We start from the raw sequence: 23,813 nt of genomic DNA on the forward strand, positions 1-23,813 counted from the left end.
AAAAATCCAGTGCTCTGGAATCTTTGCAGCAGCAATTCGCCGAAAAAGAACACCGGGAACAGGAGTTTCAGCAACAGGTAGCTGAAAAATCCAGTGCTCTGGAATCTTTGCAGCAGCAATTCGCCGAAAAAGAACACCGGGAACAGGAGTTTCAGCAACAGCTAGCTGAAAAATCCAGTGCTCTGGAATCTTTGCAGCAGCAACTCGCCGAAAAATCTAGTGCTCTGGAATCTTTGCAGCAGCAATTCGCCACCGAAAAGCAAAATCTCGAAAGCCAATTCCAGGAAACCGTGTCGAAGTCGAGTTACGAATCTTTGCAGCACGAGTTAGGAGAAAAGTCAAGTGCGATCGGCGAATTCCAAGTTCAACTAACCAAGTTGCACTCTCTAGAAAATCAATTGAGCCAGACTGCGGCGATACAGCGAAATTACGACGCTTTGCAGCAACAGTCTCAAGAACAGCTAAGAACCATCAAAGCTTTACGGGAACAGCTAGGTCAAATGCAGGCTGTGGCTGGGATTGGCGAAGCTTATCTCAACAAGTGGCGCCGTCAGTGATTCTCTAATCAACACGGCACTGTCTAACAATCCGGGTGCGCCCGGAGCACCTTATCCCTAAAACAAAACGTCCTCTAAACTCGGCCTCCTTCCTCTTGTAGCGATAGATTTCAACCTGTCGCTACAAGAGCTTTTTATTGCAAAATATGAGCATACTATTAAGAAATATTACAATAAATAAATTTATGACAGGCGATCGCACCCCTTTTGGCAAATCCAGTCCCACAGACACTAAGATCCGCGTCACGGTAATTGGAGGCGGCATCGGCGGGCTCACAGCAGCAGCCCTGCTAGCCCGCAGAGGATACAAAGTGCTAGTCTTAGACCAGGCGATCGTCCCCGGCGGATGCGCTTCCACCTTCAAACGCAAAGGCTTTACCTTCGATGTCGGCGCCACGCAGGTTGCAGGATTGGAACCCGGAGGCATTCACCACCGAATTTTCTCAGAATTAGACATAGAACTTCCCGCCGCCACACCCTGCGATCCCGCTTGTGCGGTGTTTTTGCCGGGAGAAACCGCACCGATTAGCGTGTGGCGAGATCCGCAAAAGTGGCAGCAAGAAAGGCAGCGGCAGTTTCCCGGAAGCGAACCTTTTTGGCAATTATTGTCTGCATTGTTCAAAGCTAGCTGGAAATTTCAAGGGCGCGATCCAGTTTTACCGCCCAGAAACTTATGGGATTTGTGGCAATTAATTCAAGCTGTTCGCCCCGATACTTTAATTACCTTGCCTTTCACTTTTATGACAGTGGGAGATGCTTTGCGGCTTTGTGGGTTGGGCGACAATTTGCGCTTGAAAACTTTTCTGGATTTGCAGTTAAAATTATATTCTCAAGTTGATACTGAAGAAACGGCGCTACTTTACGCGGCGACGGCTTTAGGAGTTTCGCAAGAGCCACAGGGATTGTATCATCTACAAGGAAGTATGCAGGTATTGAGCGATCGACTCGTAGAGGCGATCGAACGAGACGGCGGCAAAGTCCTGTTGCGGCACACAGTTGAAAGTATTGTCACCGCCAACGGCAAAGCCACCGCTACAGTCATTCGCAATCAAAAAACAGGCGAAGTTTGGACAGAAACTGCCGATCGCATTGTTGCCAACGTGACAGCGCAAAATCTAGTAAAATTGTTGTCAAGCGAGCCGATTGTCTCTGATTTAACAGATAATTTAACAGATAATTTATCTGTTAAATCAGAGACTTCAGAGACAACAAACCAACTCCCAAATCAAATGGCTGGCTACAAATATCGAGTCGATAAATTGCCGCCCGCATCCGGTGCCTTTGTCATATATTTGGGAGTGCATGAAAGCGCAATTCCAGAAAATTGTCCGCCCCACCTTCAGTTTCTCTACGATTACGACGGCGAGATTGGCGAGAATAATTCATTATTTGTTTCAGTCAGTCATCCGGGTGATGGGCGAGCACCGGAGGGAATGGCGACAATTATCGCTTCCTCATTTACTGATACTCGAATGTGGTGGAATTCGGTTGATTATGAAGGATTGAAGCAAAAATATACCGCAGGAGCGATCGCGCGTTTGAGCGAATATTTCAATTTGACGCCAGAGTCGATCGTACACCAAGAAGCCGCCACCCCCCGCACCTTTGCCCGCTACACAGCGAGAGATAGAGGCGTTGTGGGTGGCATCGGGCAGCGAATACCAACCTTCGGCCCCTTCGGATTTGCCAATCGCACACCAATTAAAAACTTGTGGTTAGTAGGCGACTCCACCCATCCCGGAGAAGGCACTGCCGGCGTTTCCTATTCAGCTTTAACAGTAGTGCGGCAAATGGAAGCCGCCTCTAAAATCTAAGGAATGAGAATTAAATAACTTCCACTCTTGAAAGTGGGATGGGCGTCCCGCCCGTCTTTTTTGGACGGGCGGGACGCCCATCCCACAATAACAATTAAAATTGTAAATTATTTAATTCGCCATCCTAAGAGGAAACGGCATGGTGTCGTTTCCCTGCGCCAAAAATAATTAATCGCGCGAGAGATGTAACTATCGCGCGATTAATTTTAGGGAGGAATAGTTAACAGTCAACGGTCAACAGTCAACCATCATTCCGGTGTCACCGGAATTGATATTAACTACATTCTTTAACTACTTGATAGAAATCTTTGCGCCCACAGCTTCAAGCTGTTTCTTCATTTCTTCAGCAGCTTCCTTAGCAATAGCTTCCTTAACTGCTTTCGGTGCGGCTTCTACCAAGTCTTTTGCTTCCTTCAGACCCAGACCGGTAATTGCGCGGACTTCCTTGAGAATTGCGATTTTCTTGTCAGCAGGAACTTCTTCGAGCATGACAGTAAATTCGGTTTGCTCTTCTACGGGTTCAGGAGCGGCACCACCACCCATACCAGGCATCATCATCATGCCGCCTACAGGAGCAGCAGCGCTGACGCCGAAAGCTTCTTCAATTTGCTTGACCAATTCAGAAGCTTCGAGCAAAGTCAGAGACTTAAGTTTATCCAAGATTTCGTCAGTTGCTGTAGACATTTTTTGAACTCCTAGTTCGATTGTAGATTTGGAATTTGAGATTTTCGATTGCTCATTAATTATTAGTCTCTCGTCTCAAATCATCAGTTTGTTTCTCAAAACTAACGACTCATAACTCACGACTAATTACTAATGACTTACGCCGATGCGCCTTCTGCTTCTGCTTCAGGTTGTGCTTGTGCTTCTACTGCTGCTTCTGCTTGAGGTTCTACTTCAGGTTGTGCTTGTGCTTCTGCTGCTACTTCTGCGGAATCGCCGTCTTTTTCAGCATAAGCTTTAAGACCGCGCGCGATCGAAGTAGGAACTTGATTGATACCCACAGCCAACTTGGTTGCGACACCGTTGATAGCGCCAGCAATTTGAGCCATGAGTTGTTCTTTCGACGGCAGATCAGCTAATGCTTTAACATCAGCTTCTTTCAGTACCCGTCCTTCCATCACGCCGCCGCGAAGTTCAGTCTTCTTAGAGACTTTTTGGAATTCTTGGTAAGCTTTAATCGCGCCGCCAATATCTTCTTGCACGAACAGAAATGCCGACGTACCTGTCAGCAATTCTTGTATTGGCTGCCAGGTTTCGTTGCCTTCAACCGCAATTCGCATCAGCGTGTTTTTTGCCACTTGGCAACTGCTGCCTTTCGGACGCAAACGCCGACGCAAATCTGTGATTTCAGCAACAGTTAAGCCCGTGTAGTCAATCACGATCGCCAGTTGAGATTCGCTCAAGGTTTGCTTGAGGTCTGCAATAATCTCATTTTTTACTGCTAAACTTTTGCCCATACTTATTTCACCTCCTTTTAGGATCGAAAACTGCCCGTCAAAAACCCCGACCTTCGAGCCGGGGCAGAGAATTAAAAATTAACAAGTCAGAATTAAAAATAGAAAATTTCTAATCTTTGAGTCTTGAGTTTTTATTTCTTCAGCCTCGGCAGGAAATTAAGCGATCGGCACCTGCGGTCTTCAGCTTATTGATTTTTGATTAGGCTATCATCAGAAGGCAGAGATGAGCAAGGGTCTGGCGTAAGTCTTGTGAGAGATTTACACAGACAGCCGAAGCTGTCTTTTACCTTCTGCCTTCTGCTTAATTCTTTCTAGGCAGCATCAAGTTTGGTATCGCGCAGAGCACTGATATCGACTTCGATCGATGGGCCCATTGTTGCGGATACGTACAAACTGCGCCAGTAGCGACCTTTAGCACCAGAAGGACGGTTGCGGTCAACAGTTTCTTGCAAAGCATGAAGGTTGACCAGCAAATCTTCCGCTGAGAAAGCTGCCTTGCCAAACATAACATGAACGATGCCAGTTTTATCGGCACGGAATTCCATCTTACCACCTTTAAACTCGTTGATCGCCTGAGCAATGTCAGTCGTCACCGTGCCACCTTTCGGAGAAGGCATCAAACCGCGTGGGCCCAATAACCGACCCAATTTTGCCACCAACGGCATCACGTCTGGGGTAGCAATCAGGCAATCGAAGTCCATCATGCCCTTCTGAATTTCCTCGATCAACTCTTCAGAACCAGCAATATCCGCGCCGGCATTTAGAGCTTCTTTAACTTTTTCGCCCTTAGCAATCACCGCAATTCTGACTACTTGACCAGTTCCTTTTGGTAGCGATACAGTTGTCCGCAACTGTTGGTCAGTATATTTCGGGTCAATTCCCAAACGGATGTGAGCTTCAGCAGCTTCGCCAAACTTAGCGGTTGCTGTTTCTTTCAAAAGTTGCAGAGCTTCCAGCGGTAGATAAGGTCTCTCTTCAACTTTCTTTTGAAGTTCTTGCAGTCTTCGCGATACTTTCTTTGCCATTGTTATCTCCTGGGGTCAGTCGATTTTAGATTTTAGATTTTAGATTTTAGATTGAACCTATCGGACAATCTTAAAATCTATCAGTTTTCGGTTACTAGCGAAGCTTTGCTTCTCCCCCTGAACCGATCGATTTTGGATTTTGGATTTTGGATTTTGGATTAAAGATTTTACCTTCAAAATCAGGAATTTTGGATTAGCAATTTGGAACTTGGACTAGGAAAACTCTTCCTTCTTCCTTCTTCCTTCTTCCTTCTTCCTTCTTCCTTCTTCCTTCTTCCTTCTTCCTTCTTCCTTCAATCCGCGATCGCCACGCCCATATTTTTAGCCGTTCCTGCCACAATTTTCATAGCAGCCTCAACATCATTAGCATTGAGGTCAGGCATTTTTGTTTCAGCGATTTCTCGTAACTGAGCCTGTGTAATTGTCCCTACTTGCTTGCGGTTAGGTTCTCCCGAACCCTTAGCAATGCCAGCGGCTTTTTGAATCAAAACCGACGCCGGCGGAGTTTTGAGAATAAACGTAAAACTGCGGTCTTCAAAAACCGAAATTTCTACCGGAACCACCAGACCTGCTTGGTCTGCGGTTCTAGCATTGTACTCCTTGCAAAACATCATAATATTGACGCCGTGCTGACCCAGAGCTGGGCCGATCGGAGGAGCTGGGTTGGCTTTTCCCGCCGTAATCGCCAACTTAATTACTGCAACAACTTTCTTTGCCATTAGTTAGTTCTGTTTCTGAACCTGATTGAACTCCAATTCTACAGGCGTATCGCGCCCAAAAATCGAGAGTAAAACTTTGAGCTTGTTTCGTTCCGGGCTAACTTCAATCACATCACCTTCAAAATCCTTAAATGGCCCGGAAAGTACCACAACGTGGTCTCCAGCAGACATCGATACTTTGACAACTGGTTCTGATTCCTGAGCGTTTCTGAAGATCCGTTCTACTTCCGAATGACTCAGAGGTAGCGGTTTGACGTGACCCCTGCCGCGCCCGTAGCGGCGTTTCTGCTCGGCCCCGACAAAGTTAATTACATTCGGGGTATTCTTGATCACCTGCCACGTATCCTCGTCCATAAACATACGGATGAGTACGTAGCCGGGAAAGATTTTTTCATCTGACTGCCGCCGGGAACCGTCTTTGCCGACTTTGATCGCCGGAGTTTGCGGAATTTCTACTTGAACGATGCGATCGGCAACATCCAAAGTTTGAATCCGCTGATCCAAGTTTGCCTTCACCCGCTTCTCGCAGCCAGAGGCAACTTGAACAGCATACCAGCGAGCATCAATCTCCGGCACATCTGGCGATGCTGCCTGTCCCGTCGCTTCTGTGGAATACTCAGATTCTTCTGATGCAAAAGTCATGGCCCAAACACCTTTCCCGCGCCCCAGTTAAAGAAGTTATCCACCAAATAGATCAGGCTTGCTGAGAGGATTACCATCAAAAGCACGGCCAAAGACTCGCTGATTAGCTGCTGCCTGCTGGGCCAAACCACTTTGTCGAGTTCTTCTCTAGTTTCCTTAAAAAAACCCGTAGGGTTAAACCCAGGCGCCGTTATTTCTTGAGTTTCTTGAGCTTCGTCTTTTTTCGCCACGATTTAATCCCCCTTGCGATTTTAGATTTTAGATTTTAGATGGTGTGAGTGGCCCGCGGCTCTCTGATTTTTTGACACTAACCACTTACGCTCAAGTCCAAAATCTCAAATCCAAAGCCACGACTTTTTTACAAGCCCAACCCATCAACGGCGTAAATGTCGATCGCCGAAACCGATGATCGAGAAGCCACACCGAGCATTTGTTGATGGCATTTTTTGCGAACCGCCCACAAAAATTAATTCTACCCGAAAGTTTGGGGTTTTGACTGTTGCCAGCCAATAATCCGGGCGCTTTCGGGCAGAATTTAAAGTTTGGTGATTCAGCGCGCCCTGGAGGACTTGAACCCCCGACATCAGGTTTTGGAGACCTGCGTTCTACCAACTGAACTAAGAGCGCACAGGTGAGGTTGCTGAAATTCGCTTAACCTCTAGATTTCTATTTTAACACAGTGCGCTCGTAAATGGGAAACTTTTTTTGAAATTTTTTAATTTCCCATGAATCATGAACCAAGGGAAAGCTGGGTGCATTCCTACAGGGAGCGATCGAACCGCTGTTTGACGCGAGTAGCTTTGCCCACCCGATCGCGCAGGTAGTAAAGTTTTGCTCTGCGGACTTTCCCGCGGCGCATCACTTGGATCGTAGCGATGCGGGGCGAGTGAATCAAAAACACCCGTTCCACGCCGACGCCCTGAAACACGCGGCGGACGGTGATTGTTTCATTAATCCCGCCGTTACGCATGGCAATCACAGTTCCTTCGTAGGGCTGAACCCGTTCTTTGTTACCCTCTTTAATTCTTACGCCGACTCGCACTGTGTCGCCCACGTAAATTTCGGGAACTTGTTTATTAAGTTCTTGCTTGACTCTATTTATTTCTTCCGTTTCGATAGAACGGATTATTTCTGCGCCTTTCATCGGATTTACCAAAACTCACAATCCCTTATCATATATCGAAATGCCCGTTTTATGTCAAAAAATTTCTATGTTAGATACCTCTGGGGTCGTATTTCTGCAACTAGGGGCAATGGCCGCACTCGCCTTCTACGTCGCCGCCAACTTGGGGGCCAACGATGTCGCTAACTCGATGGGAACATCCGTAGGCTCGAAGGCGCTAACGCTGCGGCAGGCAATAATTGTTGCAGGCATACTGGAGTTTTCCGGCGCAGTGCTGTTCGGCCAAGGAGTTTCCGAAACTCTCGCAACAGGAGTTGTGAACGCACAAGTATTCGCTGCCCAACCGCAAGTATTTTTAATCGGGATGGTGTCAGTGCTGATAGCTTGCGGGATCTGGCTGCAAATCGCTACCAGTCGAGGTTTGCCGGTTTCTTCATCCCATGCAGTGGTGGGGGCGATCGCGGGTTTTAGCTGTGTTGCAGCCGGAATTAATGCAGTTGATTGGCGAACCATCGGCACAATCTCCCTAACTTGGGTGGCGACACCTTTTGCTAGCGGTGCTTTAGCCGCGCTATTTTACAGTGTGGTGAAGTATTCGATTCTCGATCGGCCAGATCCTCTATCTCAAATGCGCGAGTGGATACCTTGGCTGAGTGCAGCAATGCTGAGTGTATTTGGGATAATTGTACTGCCGTCTGTTGTGGATGTGGCTTTGGTGCAGACAGGGGCGATCGCCGCGGCGCACGATCGATTTGGCTGGAATCTGCCAACTCACGATATTGTCATTGGCATCGGGAGTATTGGGGCGATCGTTCTCACACTCAATAGCTGGAAAAAATTAGAATCAGTTGAGAAGGAAGAAGGTTCGGCAGCGGATTTTGTAACGGATGTAACGGATGCAAGGAATAAGAAAGAGGGAATATTTTCCCAATCTCCCCCTCTCCCCCTCTCCCCCTCTCCCCCTCCCCGCCACTCTCTCATCGAGCAACAAATGGCGAGATTTCAAGTCTTGAGCGCCTGTTTTGTAGCATTTTCCCACGGTTCCAACGACGTAGGCAATGCAGTTGCGCCCCTAGCTGCGATCGCTTACATCCGGCGCACAGGTTCCTTTCCCTCAGAAGATTTCAGCGTGCCCCTGTGGATTTTAGTCGTCGGAGGCACAGGAATAGTCATCGGTTTAGCCATCTGGGGCAAAAATGTAATTGCCACAGTCGGCGAAAAAATCATCGAACTCCAACCCAGCGGAGGATTTTGCGCGGAATTAGCCACAGCCACCACAGTCTTGCTAGCATCCCGCTTCGGTTTGCCAGTTTCCACATCCCACGCTTTAGTGGGTGCAGTCGTCGGAGTCGGGCTGATCAAAGCTTGGAAAACAGTACGCTTGGAAACTTTGCTGTCAATTGGTTCGGCTTGGCTGGTGACAATTCCGATCGCAGCAGGTTTGGCTGCTATCATCTTCAGCATCGCGCAATCCATTGGGCAATTTTAGATTTTAGATTGAGGCATTTCAGAACAGTCAACAGTCAACAGTCAACAGTCAACAGTTAACTAATCCTTCTGATTGCTGCGGTTGGGATAAACTCGCGAAGGCAAAAGTTTCCAAGCCGCAGCATCTGCACCCCAGTTGCGAAAAATCTTTACAGACGCGAAAATTTTAGCGAAACGCCAATTATAGCCACGCTTCCAGTCAGCGGGCCACTGGGCGGTTTCGTCAGCAGCTTGCAAAGCTCTGACTTCAGCTTCGAGTGCTGTGGCGTGGCGCTTCATGATAATTTCTACTTGCAAAAAGTGTTCTTCGGGCGATCGCAATTTTTTGACATCCTAACTACAAGGGTGATAACGGTGATTTTACCCGACATGAGATTGCCCACTTCTTCATCACTAATAGACATCTCCAGAAAAGCAAGCTTTGAACAGGCAAGATGCCTGTTCCACAATAATTATTGGAGATGGCCAATAGAAATTTCGCACATCAAACCCGGTTGCGGCACACCAGCACGCGGACCACTCAATCACTTAATTCCTTCTCCAAGCAATGCTTTAGCTGTTGAGCCAGCACCTCGACCCCTGGCTTTCTCAACATAGTAAGATGATTCCCAGGAACTCTAATCACCTCTACTTTTTGGGTCGTTAATTCACTCCAGCCAAGAGTCGGATCTTGATGACTCATGCTTAGCTGTTCCCTCGATCTAAACAGAGTAATTCGCTGCGGATAAATTTTCGGTACATAGCTGAGAGTTGCTTGACTATTAGCCTGAAATACAGTAAACATCGAGGGAATTGCCAGCTCGCGCCAGCTTCGTTCTTTTGACTCCTGAGATAGGATGCTAACCATAACAGCCTGTTTCCAATTCCAGCGATGCCAAAAATTAGCTGCCAAATTAAGCATCTTATTTAATGTCGGAAATTTGGCAGCAATACCGCCACTTTGAACATTTTCCGCAGCAGCCACCAAGCGAAAATAATCTACCACAAAAGGCCAGATAGAGCGCGAAACAGTAGTCAGAATAAACTTGCAACCGTCCCAAAAAGAAGGTTTGTTAACAGAAACCGGCGCTAAAGTATCCAGCACAGCAAGTAAAGCCACTTCATCCCCCGCTGCGAGCAACTGTTGAGCCATCTCAAAAGCAACCAAACCTCCAAAAGACCAGCCTCCTAAAAAATAAGGCCCTTTTGGTTGAACGGTACGCAAGGCTGCGATGTAGTCAGCCGCCATGTCTTCAATGCTAGTTAACGGAGAACTTTCGCCGTCAATACCCTTTGGTTGCAGCCCGTAAAACGGTTGATTTTCTCCTAGCTGAAATGCTAACTCGCAATAAGGAAACACGACGCCAAAGATGGGATGGACGCAGAAAAACGGGGTATTTTTACCGCGAGGCTTAATTGCAACTAAAGGCGACCATTCCAGAGAATTTGTTTCTGAAGATAGCGAATCGGCTAAACCTTCAATTGTCGGATTTAAAAAAAGAGCAGATAGCGACAACTCGCGCTCAAATTGGTGGTTAATCTCATTGATGAGGCGGATTGCTAGCAAGGAATCTCCACCCAAATCGAAGAAGTTGTCGTGAATACCAACGGGTTCGGCATTTAGGATTTCTGACCAAATTTGGGCGAGGGTTGACTCGGTTGGCGTGCGAGGTGCAATGCAGCTTTGATCTGTTGATTTGCTAGTGATATTTGCCGATGCTTGTAGGCGCAGGCGATCGATTTTGCCGTTGGGGGTGAGGGGCAGAAAGTCGATCGCCACAAAAGCACTGGGAATCATGTAATTGGGCAGTTGTTGTTTGAGGAAATGGCGCAATTCTACGGGATTAAGCGTTTGATTGCGATCGGGAACCACATAAGCAACTAGGCGTTTGTTGCCCGACAAATCATCCACAGCAACCGCCGCTGTTTCTTTGACTGCTGGATGCTGAACCAGCAGCGCTTCAATTTCTCCCAATTCTATTCGATAACCGCGAATTTTTACCTGTTCGTCAGTGCGGCCTAAAAACTCAATATTGCCGTCTGGAAAATAGCGCGCTAAGTCACCAGTTTTATAAATTCGTTCTCCTGCTTTCTGGCTAAAGGGATTAGCAATAAATCGCTTGGCGGTTAATTCGGGGCGGTTCAGGTAGCCTCGCGCCAATCCGCTGCCGCCGATGTACAATTCACCGGGAATTCCAACGGGTACAGGCTGTAAATTTTCATCTAAAATATAGAGTTGAGTGTTAGCTATTGGGCGGCCGATTGGCGGTTTTTTGCGTGAAGCGAAGCTATCGGGCAGGGAATCGCCTATTTCGGCCAAACTTGACCAGACTGTCGCTTCTGTAGGGCCGTAAGCGTTAAAAAATCTGCGCTGGAAAGCCCAGCGTTTAACAATATCCGGGGAACAGGATTCGCCAGCACAGATGATTGTTTGCAGTGCGGGAAGTTCGGCGTTTGGAAGGACAGCTAGCAGCGAGGGCGGGAGGGTAGCATGGGTAATAGCATTGTCCTGCAAAAATTGGATTAATGTTTGTCCGGGCAACAAAGATTCTTTCTTTGCTGAGTAAAGTGTTGCTCCGGTTCCTAATGCCATGACAATCTCAAATATTGAGGCATCAAAACTCAGGGAGGCAAATTGCAAAATGCGGTGATTTGAGTTTAAGTTAAAAGCTTCAATTTGAGCTAGGGCTAAGTTGTAGAGTCCCCGATGTTCGATTAAAACGCCTTTGGGTTTTCCGGTTGAACCAGATGTGTAAATGACGTAGGCTAGGTTTTCTGGTAGGATATTTGTAGTTGGATTTTCGGGGCTTTGTCGGGCGATAATTTCTCTGTCGGAGTCCAAACACACTACTGAAAAAACTCCGTCTTTTTCCGGCTGCGTCAAGTTTTGGGCTAAGTGCTGCTGAGTTACCAAAATCGACACGCCAGCATCTTTTAACATGAAGTTAAGGCGCTCTTGAGGATAAGTTGGATCTAAAGGCAGGTAGGCTGCGCCTGCTTTGATAATGCCTAGCAATCCGACGATCGCATCTAAGGAACGTTCTACACAAAGGCCCACTAAAACTTCTGGTGCTGCTCCCAATTGCTGCAAGTAACGTGCAAGTTGGTTGGCTCGGCTGTTGAGTTGGCGGTAGGTTAACTGCTGGTTTTCAAAGACGGCGGCGACAGCATCTGGCGTTAGCGGAGCCCTCGAAGAGGATCGCGCGACTCGCTCTTCAAATAGGTGATGGAAACACTGGTTTTTCGGATAATCTCTCTGAGTGTCATTCCAATCGATTAATAATTGCTGGTATTCTGGCGCTGTCAGCAAAGCCAAGTCGTTGAGGTGCTGTTTGGAATTGGCAACAATGGCTTCGAGCAGCGTTTGGAAATGTCCCGCCATGCGCGCAATTGTGCCGCTATCAAATAAGTCTGTGCTGTAGACAAATTGCCCTTGTATACTTCCTGCATCTTCCCACAAGTGGCACTCTAAATCGAGCTTGGCGGTTCCCGCGTCAAAGTCGATCGCCTCTCCAACAATTCCCGGCAATTCTAGCGCTGCTACGGGAGTGTTTTGCAGGCTAAAACTAACTTGAAATAGGGGGTTGCGGCTCAACTCGCGATCGGGGTGTAATTCCTCAACCAACTTCTCGAAGGGCAAATCTTGATGGGCGTAGGCTGCCATTGCGACGTTTTTTACCCGATGCAATAGTTCCCGAAAAGTTGGATTTCCTGATAAATCTGCACGCAATACTAAACTGTTGACAAAAAAACCGATTAATGCTTCTATTTCGCTCAGGTTGCGATTGGCGATCGGCGTTCCTACTGCAATATCTACTTGTCCTGTATAGCGGTACAGCAAAGTTTGAAAAGCGGCTAGTAGAGTGATAAATAAAGTCGCGCTTTCTTCCTGGCTCAATGACTTTAGCGCCTCGCTCAAAGCAGGTGATAGTGTTATAAATTGTTTAGCACCGCGGTAGGAGGGAACGGCTGGTCTTTGCCTGTCTGTTGGTAGATTGAGTGTGGTAATTCCGTTTAACTGCTGCCGCCAATAAGCTAACTGGGTTTCTAATACTTCGCCCTGCAACCATTGGTGCTGCCATTCTGCAAAATCGGCGTACTGCACGGGCAGTGCTGGTAAGTGCGATCTCCCATTTTTTACAAATGCTGTGTAGAGCGTTCCCAGCTCTCGAATTAGCACTCCAATTGACCAACCATCAGCCACAATATGATGTAAATTCAGCAACAATATATGTTCTGTTTCACTCAGTTGTAACAGCGTTACTTTGAATAACGGCCCGGCGGCTAAATCGAAAGGGCATTGCGCTGCATCGGTTGCGAGTTGCAGCGCAGCAGTTTCCTGCTGAGTTGGCGAGAGATTTTGTAAGTCGATTGTGGGGAGCGATACGGTGAGAATGGGAGCAATAACTTGTACGAGTTCCCCTTCCAAAAGCGTAAAAGTGGTGCGTAAAGTCTCGTGCCGCTGCACAATTTCGTTGAAGGTTTGCTCTAAAGAGCTTAAGTTGAGCGCACCTGTTAAGCGGAGCGCTGTTGAAACATTATAGAAAGGATTGCCCGGTGCTAATTGATTGAGGAACCAAAGTCGCTGCTGAGCAAACGAGGCGGGGAATACAAAAACTTCAGTTTCTTGCTGCATATTTATCGAAATTGCACCCGTTCTACCGCCCTAATTTTTATTTATTTTCTTGATTAAAAGATGATAGCTTCCGCCGCCGACTATCGCGCGAAATCGGCACTAAAGCCGGAGCTTCACTTTTAGCATTCTTATCTTTCAAGCTCTCAACAATCTTAGATAATTCTGCAATTGTCGGTGCTTCAAAAACCCGGCGCAAAGGCAACTCTACCGCGAAAGCATCTCGCACTCTAGAAACAAGCTGAGTCGCCAGCAGCGAATGGCCTCCCAATTCAAAGAAATTGTCCCGGATACCCACTCGCTTTATCCCCAAAACCTCAGCCCAAATTTTCACTAAAACTTCCTCAATAGAAGTCTGAGGCGCAACATAACCGCCAGCCCATTCTAACTTAATCGGCTCCGGTGCAGGCAAAGCGAGCCGATCGACCTTTCCGTTAGCCGTCACCGGTAGCGACTCCAGCACCACAAAAGCCGACGGAACCATATATTCCGGCAGTTTTTCTGCTAGATAAGCCTGCAACTGTGGCACTAATTTCCGTGCTGCTTTTGCTTGTAAGGGATTGTTAGCATAAGAGCGCCAAGGACGCAAGTTATCGCTTCTGGTTTCTGGCACAAAATCTCTAGTTTCGCCCCGTGCAAACACTACATCGTAGCGCCCTTGACTGTCGGAACTAGACCAACTAATATTAACATTATACGGAACTTCCAAAGCATACCACGCTTCGGGATCTACTCCTAAATCCTCGACTTTTTCTACGGCTTTCTGCAACTGACCTGCTGTGGGAAATTTATCGACAACAGACAGCAACTCTGCCGCTTTCAGCGCAGCACTTACCCGCGCATTAGGCACATTAGCAATTATTAAAACATCGAGGGGATTTTGTAATAATATTTGTTGCACCTTGGTAAGAGTCAGATTCTGATTTTCTTCCAACCAATCCAGCCTTTTTTCGGCGCGCCACTCCCCTTTTGGCGATGATTTTGGGCGTGCTGTTTCCGACGAAATATGCAGAATAGCATTGTACCGAAAATCAGTTAACTCATTGTGATAACTACCGCGAATTAATTGAATTTCTACGCCGCAAATCTGCGGAAAGCGGTGCTTTAATGCGCTAAAAAAATCTGGTTCAATAACTAACTCTGTTTCTTGAAAAATTTGCATTTGCACTCGCTGCTGCAACTGTTGGCCCGCGAGAGAAGGTTCGGCTTGATACAGTTGTACCGAAGCGTGAAAAGCTGCCAGCAACGGCAAGCTGCGGACATCTCCGATGAATATAAAGCCGCCGGGGGCAGTTGCTTTCACCGCACCTTCTAGCACCTGCACGAGATAGTCGATATTCGGGAAATATTGCACGACTGAGTTGAGAATCACCGCGTCAAAAGCTGCTGTCTCTACTCCTTCAAAGTCAGTCGCCATTTTCTGAAGCAGCGTTACATTAGCTAACTCTTGATTTGCCAAGTGCTGCCGAATATAGTTGAGCGAAATAGGTGAAAAGTCTGTTCCGCAATATAGAGTGCAGCGAGAGGCAATTTGGAACAGCAGCAAACCTGTGCCGCAGCCAATTTCTAACACTCGGCTAGGCTGCAAAGCTAAAATTTGGGCGGCTTGATTGTTCGCCCAGTCGCGCATCTGTTCTGCTGGGATTGGCTGATTAGTATAGCTGCTATTCCAGCCGACAATATTAAATGTTGGATCTGACTCAACAGCAGGTTGATTGTAAGTTTCATTGTAGAGCATTTGCCACTGCAAAACCTGTTCGTCCTGCAATTGCATTATTTGGTTTTTTTCGCGGGCAACGCTGTATTCTGCATTCAGGGCAATATAAGCTACTAAACGTTTATCTCCCTGTCCATCTTCCGAAGCTATTGCTACAGTTTGCTGCACGGCAGGATGTTGAGTTAATACTGTCTCGATTTCTCCTAATTCGATGCGGAAACCGCGAATTTTTACTTGTTCGTCAATGCGTCCTAAAAATTCAAGGTTGAAGTCTGTTCTGTAGCGCACTAAGTCGCCGGTTTTGTAAATTCGCTCTCCTGAATTTGGTTTAAACTGAGATGTTGCATCATTATCGAGAACAGGCAAGATGCCTGTTCCACAAGAGATGAATTTTTTTGTGGAACAGGCATCTTGCCTGTTCCTAAACAAGTCATTGAAAATGGTGTCTGAATTTGGTTTAAAAGGATTGACAATAAATCGTTCTGCGGTTAAATCTGGGCGGTTGAGGTAGCCGCGAGCGAGTCCGTTTCCGCCGATGTACAATTCGCCAACAACGCCGATCGCCACTGGCTGCAAATATTTGTCTAATATGTAGATTTGAGTGTTAGCAATGGGGCGGCCAATTGTCGGGGCGATGTCTGTTTGCTCTGTTACAGGAATATAACCGGAAGTTGTGACGACGGTGTTCTCGGTTGGGCCGTAATTATTTACTAGCTTAAATGGATGGGATTTTAAAGGATGTTGTTGCAGTTTTTCGCCGCCTGCGAGCAAGATTCGCAACGCTGTTGTTGGAGGCCAATCTAATAGCAAAACTTTCTCGGCTAAAGGTGTTGGCAAAAAGCTAATTGTAATTGCGTTTGATACTAACCAGTTTTGCAGTTTTTCAGGATCTCGCCTGATGTCATCTTCTGGAAAGTAGATGCTAGCTCCCGCGGCGAGATAAGGCCAAATTTCCCACCCGCAAGCATCAAAGCCGATCGCAGCAATTTGCGTTGCTCGATCGCCCGCTGACACCCCAAACTCTCTTTGATGCCAAAAAACGAGATTTAACAAGCTCCCGTGCTCAATTTCCACTCCTTTCGGCTTTCCCGTGGAACCGGAGGTGTAAATCGCGTAAACCAGATTTTCGGCTGTGGCTGCGCTGGTGGGATTGTCGGCGATTTCTTGGGAAATCATCTCCCAGTCTGTGTCTAGAAAAACAACCTTTGGATGGTGAATTTTATCATCTGACTGTGTTTCTAAATTTTGCACTTCGCCATCATCCACCAGGGAATAAATTCCCTGGCTCATAGCTGAAGTCGGCTGAAGCCGACTGGAAACTTGTCCTCCTTCAGTCGTCTTTAGACGACTTTCGCTATTAGACAGGGAATTTATTCCCTGGCGGGTAAGCAATACTGACTGTGTTTCTAAATTTTGCACTTCGCCATCATCCACCAGGGAATAAATTCCCTGGCTCATAGCTGAAGTCGGCTGAAGCCGACTGGAAACTTGTCCTCCTTCAGTCGTCTTTAGACGACTTTCGCTATTAGACAGGGAATTTATTCCCTGGCGGGTAAGCAATACTGACACTTGAGCATCTTTTAGCATAAAGCTCGATCGCTCAGCAGGATAGCTCGGATCTAAAATTAAGTAAGCTCCTCCCGCTTTCAGGATACCCAACATCCCCACGATCAGATCGAGCGATCGCCCGCAGCAAAGCCCGACTAAAACTTCCGCCCCAACCCCCATTTTTTGCAAATAACGTGCTAGTTGGTTGCTGCGGAGATTTAGCTCTCGATAGGTGACTTGCTCCTCTCCAAATACCAGCGCCACCGCATCCGGTGTCCGATCCGCCTGCATTTCAAATAGCTGATGGATGCACAAATCTTGCGGATAATCCGCCTGAGTCTTGTTGCATTCAACTAACAAATGATCGCGCTCTTGGGCGCTCAAATATTGCAAGTTGGCAATTCGCTGTTCAGGATTTGTCACAATCCTTTCTAACAAGGTTTGAAAGTGCCCGATCATGCGGGTAATCGTAGTTTCATCAAATAAATCGGCGCTGTAAATAACCATGCCGCTGATGCCCTCGGAGCTATCAACCCACAGCTTATTGCTCGGCGATTGGTTGCTTCCCGAGCTGTTGGGCGATCGCTCCCACAAATGAAACTCCAAATCAAACCGCGCTGTACCCACATCTAACTGCTGCGGGCTGAGTGTTAATTCTGGCAATTCTAACTGATTCCCCGGCGCGTTTTGCAGCGCAAACGCCACCTGAAATAAGGGATTTTGGTTCAACGCGCGATCGGGGTGCAGTTCTTCTACTAACTTCTCAAACGGCAAATCTTGGTGAGCGTAAGCTCCTAATGCTACCTCTTTGACTCGGTTTAAAAGTTCCCGAAAAGTTGGATTTCCCGACAAATCTGTACGCAGCACCAAACTGTTGACAAAAAACCCGATTAATGCTTCAATTTCACTGCGGTTGCGATTGGCGATCGGCGAACCTACAACAATATCTTCTTGCTGGGCGTAATGGTAAAGCAACGTTTTAAAAGCTGCCAGCATTGTCATAAACAGCGTCACTCCTTCACGCTGGCTCAACGTTTCTAAAGTCTCGCTCAGTTGTTTTGGCAGTTGCAAAAATTGCCTTTTGCCTCGGTAACTTTGAATTGCTGGCCGAGGTCTATCCGCAGGCAAATTTAGCATAGAAATGCCGTTTAACTGCTGTCGCCAGTAAGCAAGCTGCGTTTCTAAAACTTCCCCTTGTAGCCATTCGCGCTGCCATTTTGCAAAATCAGCGTACTGGACCGACAAAGCCGGTAAAGGCGAAGGTTTTTCGCTAGCAAATGCCGTGTAAAGTGCCCCTAATTCCTGAATAAGCACTCCGATAGACCAACCATCGGAGACAATGTGGTGCATATTCAGCATTAGTAAATATTCGGCATCATCTAACTGCAATAAAGTGACTCGCAGCAACAAGTCATTGGACAAATTGAAAGAGCGTTGAGCTTCCTCAGTGGTGAGCCTGTTTGCTTCAGTTTGTCGAGATTCCTTTGGGAAATTTCGCAAGTCCACTACCTTAATCGGGAGGTGGAAAGCAGCAGCTATTCTCTGAACAGGTTGCCCCGAAACTACTGCTAAAGTCGTGCGTAAAGCTTCGTGGCGGCGCACAATTTCATTGAAGGTTTGTTGCAGCGCCGCAAAATTGAGCGAACCTGTCAAACGCAATGCTGCGGGAACATTATAGAAGGGATTGTTCGGGACTAATTGGTCGAGAAACCACAAGCGCTGCTGTGCAAAGGAAAGCGGTAGATTTCCGTCCCGCCCCATCGGAACAATCGGTGTAGGAGTGAAACTAGAAGTACGATTAGCTGCTTTTAAAAATGAAATAATTTCGGCTTTTCTCTGAGAAATTTCGGCGCGCAGTTCGGGTGTAATAATTCCTTCGGGAGCGTTGCAGCGCAGGATCTCGCCCTCAACAAAAATATTAATATCTAGACTGCGAAGATAAGATAAAAACTTAATTAACTCTACCGTGACAGAATCTCTGGCATTTGCCGATGAACTCGATATTGTTGGCTCTGGCATTTTGAGTCATCCTATGATTACTTGTGCAAATCAATAAAATAAATTCTACAAGCGCACAAATTAAGAGCTTAACTTACCGCTTGCCGACTGTGGCCTAACCTGAGTATGATTCTGTTTGAATCCGCAACCAAAATCCTACCCAAGGTTTCAACTTATGCCGTTCATGCCCTTCAATTTCCTGTTTTTATGGCTGGTGGGACTGCTGTCCGTCGGCGTACTTGGCGGAGGTATATACATTATTTATGAATGGTACATCGGCACACTTGTAGGGATTTCCTACTTAGTCAGCGGAGTCTTGATGCTTCTGTGGTGTGTTGGCGGCCGCTTTATCAGTTTGCCGTTGTTCCGCCGCCCGGGTGCTGACGAACCGAAGCCGACGCGGACGGGTACGGTGCAGCGGGTAGAGAGGCCTGATGGCACTATTTTACAAGTAGAATTCTACGGCCCAGAGGACGGACAGCCGATTATCCTCTCCCATGGTTGGGGGCCCAACAGTATGGTTTGGTATTACGCGAAACGGCAACTAACCGATCGCTACCGAGTGATTGTTTGGGATCTTCCAGGCCTGGGAAAATCCACTCGACCAAAAAACAGCGACTACTCCCTAGAAAAATTTGCCCGCGATCTCGAAGCCGTCATTGCGATAGCAGGAAATAAACCTGTTATCCTACTCGGACACAGCATGGGCGGCATGATTTCTCTAACATTCAGTCGGCTTTTTCCAGAACTTCTCGGTAGTCGAGTAGCGGGTTTAATTCTGGTAGATACGACTTATACTAATCCCGTCAAAACCGCTATTTTTAGCGGTTTATTACGCGCTTTGCAGAAGCCGGTGCTCGAACCAATCCTCTACCTCACCGCAGCTCTTGAACCCATTATGTGGGGAATGACTTGGCTGAGCTATCTCAATGGTTCACTGCACATCAGTGTAGAATTATCTGGATTTAAAGGCACTGAAACGCGCGGTCAATTAGAATTCTCAGCTTTCTTATCAGCCTTGGGTTCTCCCGGCGTTCTCGCTCGCGGCACACTGGGAATGCTCAAATTTGACGAAACAAAAACTTTGCCATCAATTGACATTCCTGTGTTGGTAATATGCGGCGATTCAGATATCGCTACTACGCCCCCAGCTAGCCTGCGAATGAAAGCAGAATTACCTCAAGCAGAGCTAGTTACTATACAGAAAGGAGGACACATGGCATTAATGGAGCATAACCAGGAGTTTGCAGAAGCTGTCAGGGCATTCTGCACTGAAATTTCCTAACTAAAAATGTGAGTTAAAATCCTGTAGGTTCAGTTAAGCCTGATCCCCCCTAGCCCCCCTTAATAAGGGGGGGACAAGAGCATTCAAAGTCCCCCTTTTTAAGGGGGATTTAGGGGGATCTCCGAGGAATAAACAGTGTTAACCCAAGCGTATTGACTTAAAATCCTGTAGGTTCTGGCTGTGGCGGCCTTAGAATTCCACATCTTCGCGCTCATTTTCGTCGGTTCTGGGAGTATCCAAACCTTTCGCAGCCCAGCGCATTGTCTCAATGTATTTTGCCAGACTCGCCACAGTCGGAGCCTCAAACAAATTGCTGACCGATAACTCGACTTGCAAAGCGTCTCGGATGCGAGAAATCAACTGAGTTGCTAGCAGGGAATGCCCGCCTAGTTCAAAGAAATTATCGTAGATACTAACCTGCTGTTTTCCCAAAACTTTAACCCAAATTTTCCCGATCGCATTTTCGAGATCGGTCCTAGGCGCTACATAATTTTCTGTTATATCCTCGCTGTCTGTATCTATATCAGGCAAGGCGTGGCGGTCTACTTTGCCATTAGGCGTCAGTGGCATATTCTCCAACACTGCATAAGTTGCAGGAACCATATATCCTGGTAACTTTTCTTTCAAAAATTGGCGCAAGTCACTTGGCTTGAGATTGGGAATTTCTAATTTTTTATTAATGCCGTCAGGAATAACATAAGCTACCAAATGTTTATCGCCGGGGATGTCTTCCCTGACAATTACTACTGCTTCGCGCACTTGTGGATGCTGGCACAAAGCCGCTTCAATTTCTCCCAATTCGATGCGGTAGCCGCGAATTTTTACTTGGTCGTCAACGCGGCCTAAAAACTCGATGTTGCCGTCAGCTAAATAGCGACCTAAATCACCTGTTTTATAAAGGCTACAACCAGATTTATTGCTAAAAGGATTGGGAATGAATGCAGCAGCAGTTAAAGCAGGCTGGTTGAGGTAGCCTTTCGCCAATCCGTCACCGCCGACGTACAATTGACCCATAACACCGATCGCCACCGGCTGCAAATCCGCATCGAGGAGATAAATTTGCGTGTTGGCGATCGGGCGACCGATGGGGATAGATGTTGCGGTTTCAGGTACATCTTGCACACAATAATAAGCAGAAAATGTGGTATTTTCGGTAGGCCCGTAAACGTGAATTAATTTAGTGCTTGACTTTTCTTGGAGAAGTTTTTTAACCCATCTCATATCGACCGCTTCTCCGCCAAACAGCAAGCAGCGCAGCGAATTAAAAGCTTGCGGTAAAACTCTAGCAATTTGTTGAAATAAGGCAGTGGTTAAAAACAAAACTGTGATGCCTTGTTGGCGCAGTTCTAAGGCTAAATCGTGAGGCGAAAGGGTAATATTTGTGCTAATTCCCACGAGTTGAGCGCCGTTAAGCAAGGCTCCCCAAATCTCGAATGTGGCTGCATCGAATGAAGCGTTTGATGCTTGGGCAATTTTATCGGTAGGTTCTATTTTTATATAGTTGGTGTTGAGTACCAGCCGATTTACTGCTTTGTGGGTGACAGCAACTCCCTTGGGTTTTCCTGTTGAGCCAGATGTGTAAATAACGTAAGCTAGGTTGTCTGCTGTTACGGTGTGGGCGGGATTTTCTGCGCTTTCTTTGGCTATGTCTTCCCAGTCGCGATCGAAGTAAATCACCGAGTTTGAGAAGTCTCGGAAATTCTCAATCAATTTATCTTGAATTAGCAAGACTTTAACTTGAGCATCTTCCAGCATCAAGTTTAGCCGATCGCGCGGATAGCTCGGATCTAACGGTAGATAAGCTCCTCCCGCCTTCAGTATAGCCAACATCCCGACAATTAGGTCGATCGATCGCTCTGCACAAAGCCCCACTAAAACCTCCGCCCCCACGCCGAGTTTTTGTAGGTAGCGCGCCAGTTGGTTGCTGCGACTGTTGAGTTCTCTGTAAGTGAGGTGCTGGCTGTCGAAAGTTAGGGCGACATCCTCCAGATGCTGCCGGGCTCGCTCTTCAAATAACTGATGAATGCACTTATTTTGAGGATAATCTGTGCGAGTATCGTTCCATTCTCTGAATAATTGATTCACTTCATCCTCGCTCAATAAAGGTAAGTTAGCAATTCTTTGTTCTGGATTAGCCACAATGCTTTCCAGCAGCGTTTTAAAATGCCTCAGCATTCGGGCGATCGTAACTTCATCAAATAAATCCGTATTGTACACAGCTAAGCCTCTGAGGCCTTCCGAATCTTCCCAATGTTCGCCGTATCTGCTCCTAAACTTATCCGAAGCTTCCCACAAATGCAGCTCTAAATCAAAGCGCGTTGTTTGAGTCTCCAAATGAAAAGAACTCAATTTTAATTCTGGCAATTCTAGCTCGTCCACTGGCCCATTTTGCAGCCCGAATACCACCTGAAACAGCGGGTGGCGATTCAACGATCGCTCTGGGTGCAATTCCTCGACGAGCTTCTCAAAAGGCAAATCTTGGTGAGCATAAGCTCCCAGGGTTACTTCCCGCACCCGGCCCAAAAAATCTCGAAATGTCGGGTTTCCCGAGCAGTCTGTTCGCAGCACTAAAGTATTGACAAAAAAACCGATTAATGCTTCTATTTCGCTGCGGTTGCGATTGGCGATCGGCGAACCTACAACAATATCTTCTTGTTGCGAGTAACGGTAAAGCAAAGTTTGAAATGCAGCGAGCACTGTCATAAATAAAGTCGCTCCTGCTCGCTGCGAGAGCGCTAAAAGTGCGTCCTTCAGCTTTTTCGGCATTTCTAAATATTGAGTTTTTCCCCGATAATTTTGCCTAGCTGGTGCAGGGCGATCTGTGGGCAAATTTAACACAGAAATCCCGTGCAATTGCTGCCGCCAATAAGCAAGCTGAGTTTCTAATACTTCACCTTGCAGCCATTCGCGCTGCCACTCTGCAAAGTCGGCATATTGAAGTGATAATTCTGGCAGGGGAGATGGCTGTTGATTTATCAAAGCTGTATAGATAGCTTCTAGTTCTCGAATTAGCACGCCGATCGACCAATCATCGGAGGCTATGTGGTGCATATTTAGTAAGAGAATATGCTCGGTTTCTGTCAGCCGCAGGATGGTGATTCGCATCAGCGGCCCGGTGGATAAATTGAAAGGGCGAAGAGATTCTGCTGCGGAGAGTTTCTTTGCTTCTGTTTCCCGTTGTTCTGGCGGCAAATCTTGCAAGTCTAATACTTTTAAATTAGTCTTGAAAGCGGGAGAGATTATCTGCACTGGTTGACCTGATACCGCTGCAAAAGTGGTTCGCAAAGTTTCGTGTCGCTGCACTATTTCGTTGAAGGTTTGCTCTAAGGCTGTTAAGTTGAGGGAACCAGTTAAGCGCAGTGCTGTTACTACATTATAGAAAGGATTTTCCGGTGCGAATTGGTCGAGAAACCACAAGCGCTGCTGGGCAAATGATGCCGGAAAGACAAACACTTCGGCTTCTGAGGAAATATTCAGTTTTTGTTGATCGCTTGTCAAGGAATTGTCATAAATTTCGGAGGCCATATCTGTTGCTCTTCGGGGATGGGATGTGTTAATTTTTTGATGGCGCGGGGTGGCTTTTTGAGGGTGCGATCGCCTCTTAAAACTTTCGCGAGCAAAAGATCGGAACCTTTAATATAATAAATCTGGGTGCGGGAGTGGGGGAGAGACGCGGGCAAAAGAAACGGGGTTTCTGCCTCCAGGATCAAGTTATCCGTTGAGGGGCTAGGAGTGCCACCCCCCAATCAAATTTAGTCGCAGAAGGGGTCATGAGGCTTGTGATTCGGGTGCAATCGGGTGAGTTAGATGTGAGAATTTCCGGGA

Annotated in this window: 16 protein-coding genes, 1 tRNA gene, 1 pseudogene and 1 other annotated feature; of the genes and pseudogenes, 4 read left to right on the plus strand and 14 right to left on the minus strand. The window is 47.0% G+C overall.

Annotated elements, in window-relative coordinates; translation table 11 throughout:
* Positions 1–557, plus strand: a pseudogene (locus tag QUB08_RS00875) (CopG family transcriptional regulator); the annotation flags it as partial.
* A 185-nt stretch (positions 558–742) separates the two neighbouring features.
* Positions 743–2,371, plus strand: a complete 1,629-nt coding sequence (locus QUB08_RS00880; protein WP_333222926.1) for an FAD-dependent oxidoreductase — start codon at positions 743–745, stop codon at positions 2,369–2,371.
* A 291-nt stretch (positions 2,372–2,662) separates the two neighbouring features.
* On the opposite strand, the gene rplL is transcribed toward QUB08_RS00880, so the two are convergent.
* The 10 genes from rplL to rplS form a co-directional block, all read right to left on the minus strand.
* Positions 2,663–3,055: a 50S ribosomal protein L7/L12 gene (gene rplL / locus QUB08_RS00885; RefSeq protein ID WP_039887983.1), complete on the minus strand. Its 393-nt coding sequence runs from the start codon at positions 3,053–3,055 to the stop codon at positions 2,663–2,665.
* Positions 3,056–3,192: 137 nt separating this feature from the next.
* On the minus strand, positions 3,193–3,831 hold the full coding sequence (rplJ, locus tag QUB08_RS00890; protein WP_333222650.1) for a 50S ribosomal protein L10: 639 nt from the start codon (positions 3,829–3,831) through the stop codon (positions 3,193–3,195).
* A 29-nt stretch (positions 3,832–3,860) separates the two neighbouring features.
* Positions 3,861–4,033, minus strand: a sequence feature (ribosomal protein L10 leader region).
* A 109-nt stretch (positions 4,034–4,142) separates the two neighbouring features.
* Positions 4,143–4,856, minus strand: coding sequence for a 50S ribosomal protein L1 (gene rplA / locus QUB08_RS00895; protein WP_333222652.1), 714 nt, complete (start codon positions 4,854–4,856; stop codon positions 4,143–4,145).
* A 193-nt stretch (positions 4,857–5,049) separates the two neighbouring features.
* Complete coding sequence (locus tag QUB08_RS00900) at positions 5,050–5,196, minus strand: hypothetical protein (protein WP_172186495.1); 147 nt, start codon at positions 5,194–5,196, stop codon at positions 5,050–5,052.
* Positions 5,150–5,575 carry a 50S ribosomal protein L11 gene (gene rplK, locus QUB08_RS00905; protein ID WP_006635588.1) on the minus strand — a complete coding sequence of 142 codons (426 nt, stop codon included), beginning with the start codon at positions 5,573–5,575 and terminating at the stop codon, positions 5,150–5,152. The genes QUB08_RS00900 and rplK overlap by 47 nt, the downstream gene beginning before the upstream one ends.
* A gap of 3 nt (positions 5,576–5,578) precedes the next feature.
* On the minus strand, positions 5,579–6,217 hold the full coding sequence (gene nusG, locus QUB08_RS00910; protein WP_015174942.1) for a transcription termination/antitermination protein NusG: 639 nt from the start codon (positions 6,215–6,217) through the stop codon (positions 5,579–5,581).
* Positions 6,214–6,447, minus strand: a complete 234-nt coding sequence (gene secE, locus QUB08_RS00915; RefSeq protein WP_333166850.1) for a preprotein translocase subunit SecE — start codon at positions 6,445–6,447, stop codon at positions 6,214–6,216. Before secE ends, nusG begins: the two co-directional genes overlap by 4 nt.
* A 144-nt stretch (positions 6,448–6,591) precedes the next feature.
* Complete coding sequence (locus tag QUB08_RS00920) at positions 6,592–6,801, minus strand: hypothetical protein (RefSeq protein ID WP_333149513.1); 210 nt, start codon at positions 6,799–6,801, stop codon at positions 6,592–6,594.
* Positions 6,772–6,844, minus strand: a tRNA-Trp gene (locus tag QUB08_RS00925). Before QUB08_RS00925 ends, QUB08_RS00920 begins: the two co-directional genes overlap by 30 nt.
* 133 nt (positions 6,845–6,977) lie before the next feature.
* Positions 6,978–7,361: a 50S ribosomal protein L19 gene (rplS, locus tag QUB08_RS00930; protein ID WP_242721249.1), complete on the minus strand. Its 384-nt coding sequence runs from the start codon at positions 7,359–7,361 to the stop codon at positions 6,978–6,980.
* 67 nt (positions 7,362–7,428) lie between these two features.
* Between rplS and QUB08_RS00935 the strand changes: the two genes are divergently transcribed.
* Positions 7,429–8,829 carry an inorganic phosphate transporter gene (locus QUB08_RS00935; RefSeq protein ID WP_333222655.1) on the plus strand — a complete coding sequence of 467 codons (1,401 nt, stop codon included), beginning with the start codon at positions 7,429–7,431 and terminating at the stop codon, positions 8,827–8,829.
* A gap of 59 nt (positions 8,830–8,888) precedes the next feature.
* Here the strand turns inward: QUB08_RS00935 and QUB08_RS00940 are convergent, their stop codons facing one another.
* The 3 genes from QUB08_RS00940 to QUB08_RS00950 all read right to left on the minus strand — a co-directional run bounded on the left by QUB08_RS00940 (position 8,889) and on the right by QUB08_RS00950 (position 18,724).
* Positions 8,889–9,125 carry a hypothetical protein gene (locus QUB08_RS00940; protein WP_333222657.1) on the minus strand — a complete coding sequence of 79 codons (237 nt, stop codon included), beginning with the start codon at positions 9,123–9,125 and terminating at the stop codon, positions 8,889–8,891.
* 223 nt (positions 9,126–9,348) lie between these two features.
* Entirely contained in the window at positions 9,349–13,443 is a 4,095-nt protein-coding gene (locus QUB08_RS00945) for an amino acid adenylation domain-containing protein (RefSeq protein WP_333222659.1), read from the minus strand.
* Positions 13,444–13,480: 37 nt separating this feature from the next.
* On the minus strand, positions 13,481–18,724 hold the full coding sequence (locus QUB08_RS00950) for an amino acid adenylation domain-containing protein (protein WP_333222661.1): 5,244 nt from the start codon (positions 18,722–18,724) through the stop codon (positions 13,481–13,483).
* Between the two features lie 154 nt (positions 18,725–18,878).
* On the opposite strand from QUB08_RS00950, the gene QUB08_RS00955 reads away from it, so the two are divergent.
* Positions 18,879–19,988, plus strand: coding sequence for an alpha/beta hydrolase (locus QUB08_RS00955; protein ID WP_333222663.1), 1,110 nt, complete (start codon positions 18,879–18,881; stop codon positions 19,986–19,988).
* Between the two features lie 189 nt (positions 19,989–20,177).
* On the opposite strand, the gene QUB08_RS00960 is transcribed toward QUB08_RS00955, so the two are convergent.
* Entirely contained in the window at positions 20,178–23,513 is a 3,336-nt protein-coding gene (locus QUB08_RS00960; RefSeq protein ID WP_333222665.1) for an amino acid adenylation domain-containing protein, read from the minus strand.
* Between the last annotated feature and the right edge of the window lie 300 nt (positions 23,514–23,813).

This window comes from Microcoleus sp. BR0-C5 (assembly GCF_036705045.1).
GTDB lineage: Bacteria > Cyanobacteriota > Cyanobacteriia > Cyanobacteriales > Microcoleaceae > Microcoleus.

Bases quoted from the DNA above. Each gene is read 5' to 3' on its own strand.
- QUB08_RS00880 (WP_333222926.1), top strand. From the start codon at position 743: ATGACAGGCGATCGCACCCCTTTTGGCAAATCCAGTCCCACAGACACT.
- rplL (WP_039887983.1), bottom strand. From the start codon at position 3,055: ATGTCTACAGCAACTGACGAAATCTTGGATAAACTTAAGTCTCTGACT.
- rplJ (WP_333222650.1), bottom strand. From the start codon at position 3,831: ATGGGCAAAAGTTTAGCAGTAAAAAATGAGATTATTGCAGACCTCAAG.
- rplA (WP_333222652.1), bottom strand. From the start codon at position 4,856: ATGGCAAAGAAAGTATCGCGAAGACTGCAAGAACTTCAAAAGAAAGTT.
- rplK (WP_006635588.1), bottom strand. From the start codon at position 5,575: ATGGCAAAGAAAGTTGTTGCAGTAATTAAGTTGGCGATTACGGCGGGA.
- nusG (WP_015174942.1), bottom strand. From the start codon at position 6,217: ATGACTTTTGCATCAGAAGAATCTGAGTATTCCACAGAAGCGACGGGA.
- QUB08_RS00920 (WP_333149513.1), bottom strand. From the start codon at position 6,801: ATGTCGGGGGTTCAAGTCCTCCAGGGCGCGCTGAATCACCAAACTTTA.
- rplS (WP_242721249.1), bottom strand. From the start codon at position 7,361: ATGAAAGGCGCAGAAATAATCCGTTCTATCGAAACGGAAGAAATAAAT.
- QUB08_RS00935 (WP_333222655.1), top strand. From the start codon at position 7,429: ATGTTAGATACCTCTGGGGTCGTATTTCTGCAACTAGGGGCAATGGCC.
- QUB08_RS00945 (WP_333222659.1), bottom strand. From the start codon at position 13,443: ATGCAGCAAGAAACTGAAGTTTTTGTATTCCCCGCCTCGTTTGCTCAG.
- QUB08_RS00950 (WP_333222661.1), bottom strand. From the start codon at position 18,724: ATGCCAGAGCCAACAATATCGAGTTCATCGGCAAATGCCAGAGATTCT.
- QUB08_RS00955 (WP_333222663.1), top strand. From the start codon at position 18,879: ATGCCGTTCATGCCCTTCAATTTCCTGTTTTTATGGCTGGTGGGACTG.
- QUB08_RS00960 (WP_333222665.1), bottom strand. From the start codon at position 23,513: ATGGCCTCCGAAATTTATGACAATTCCTTGACAAGCGATCAACAAAAA.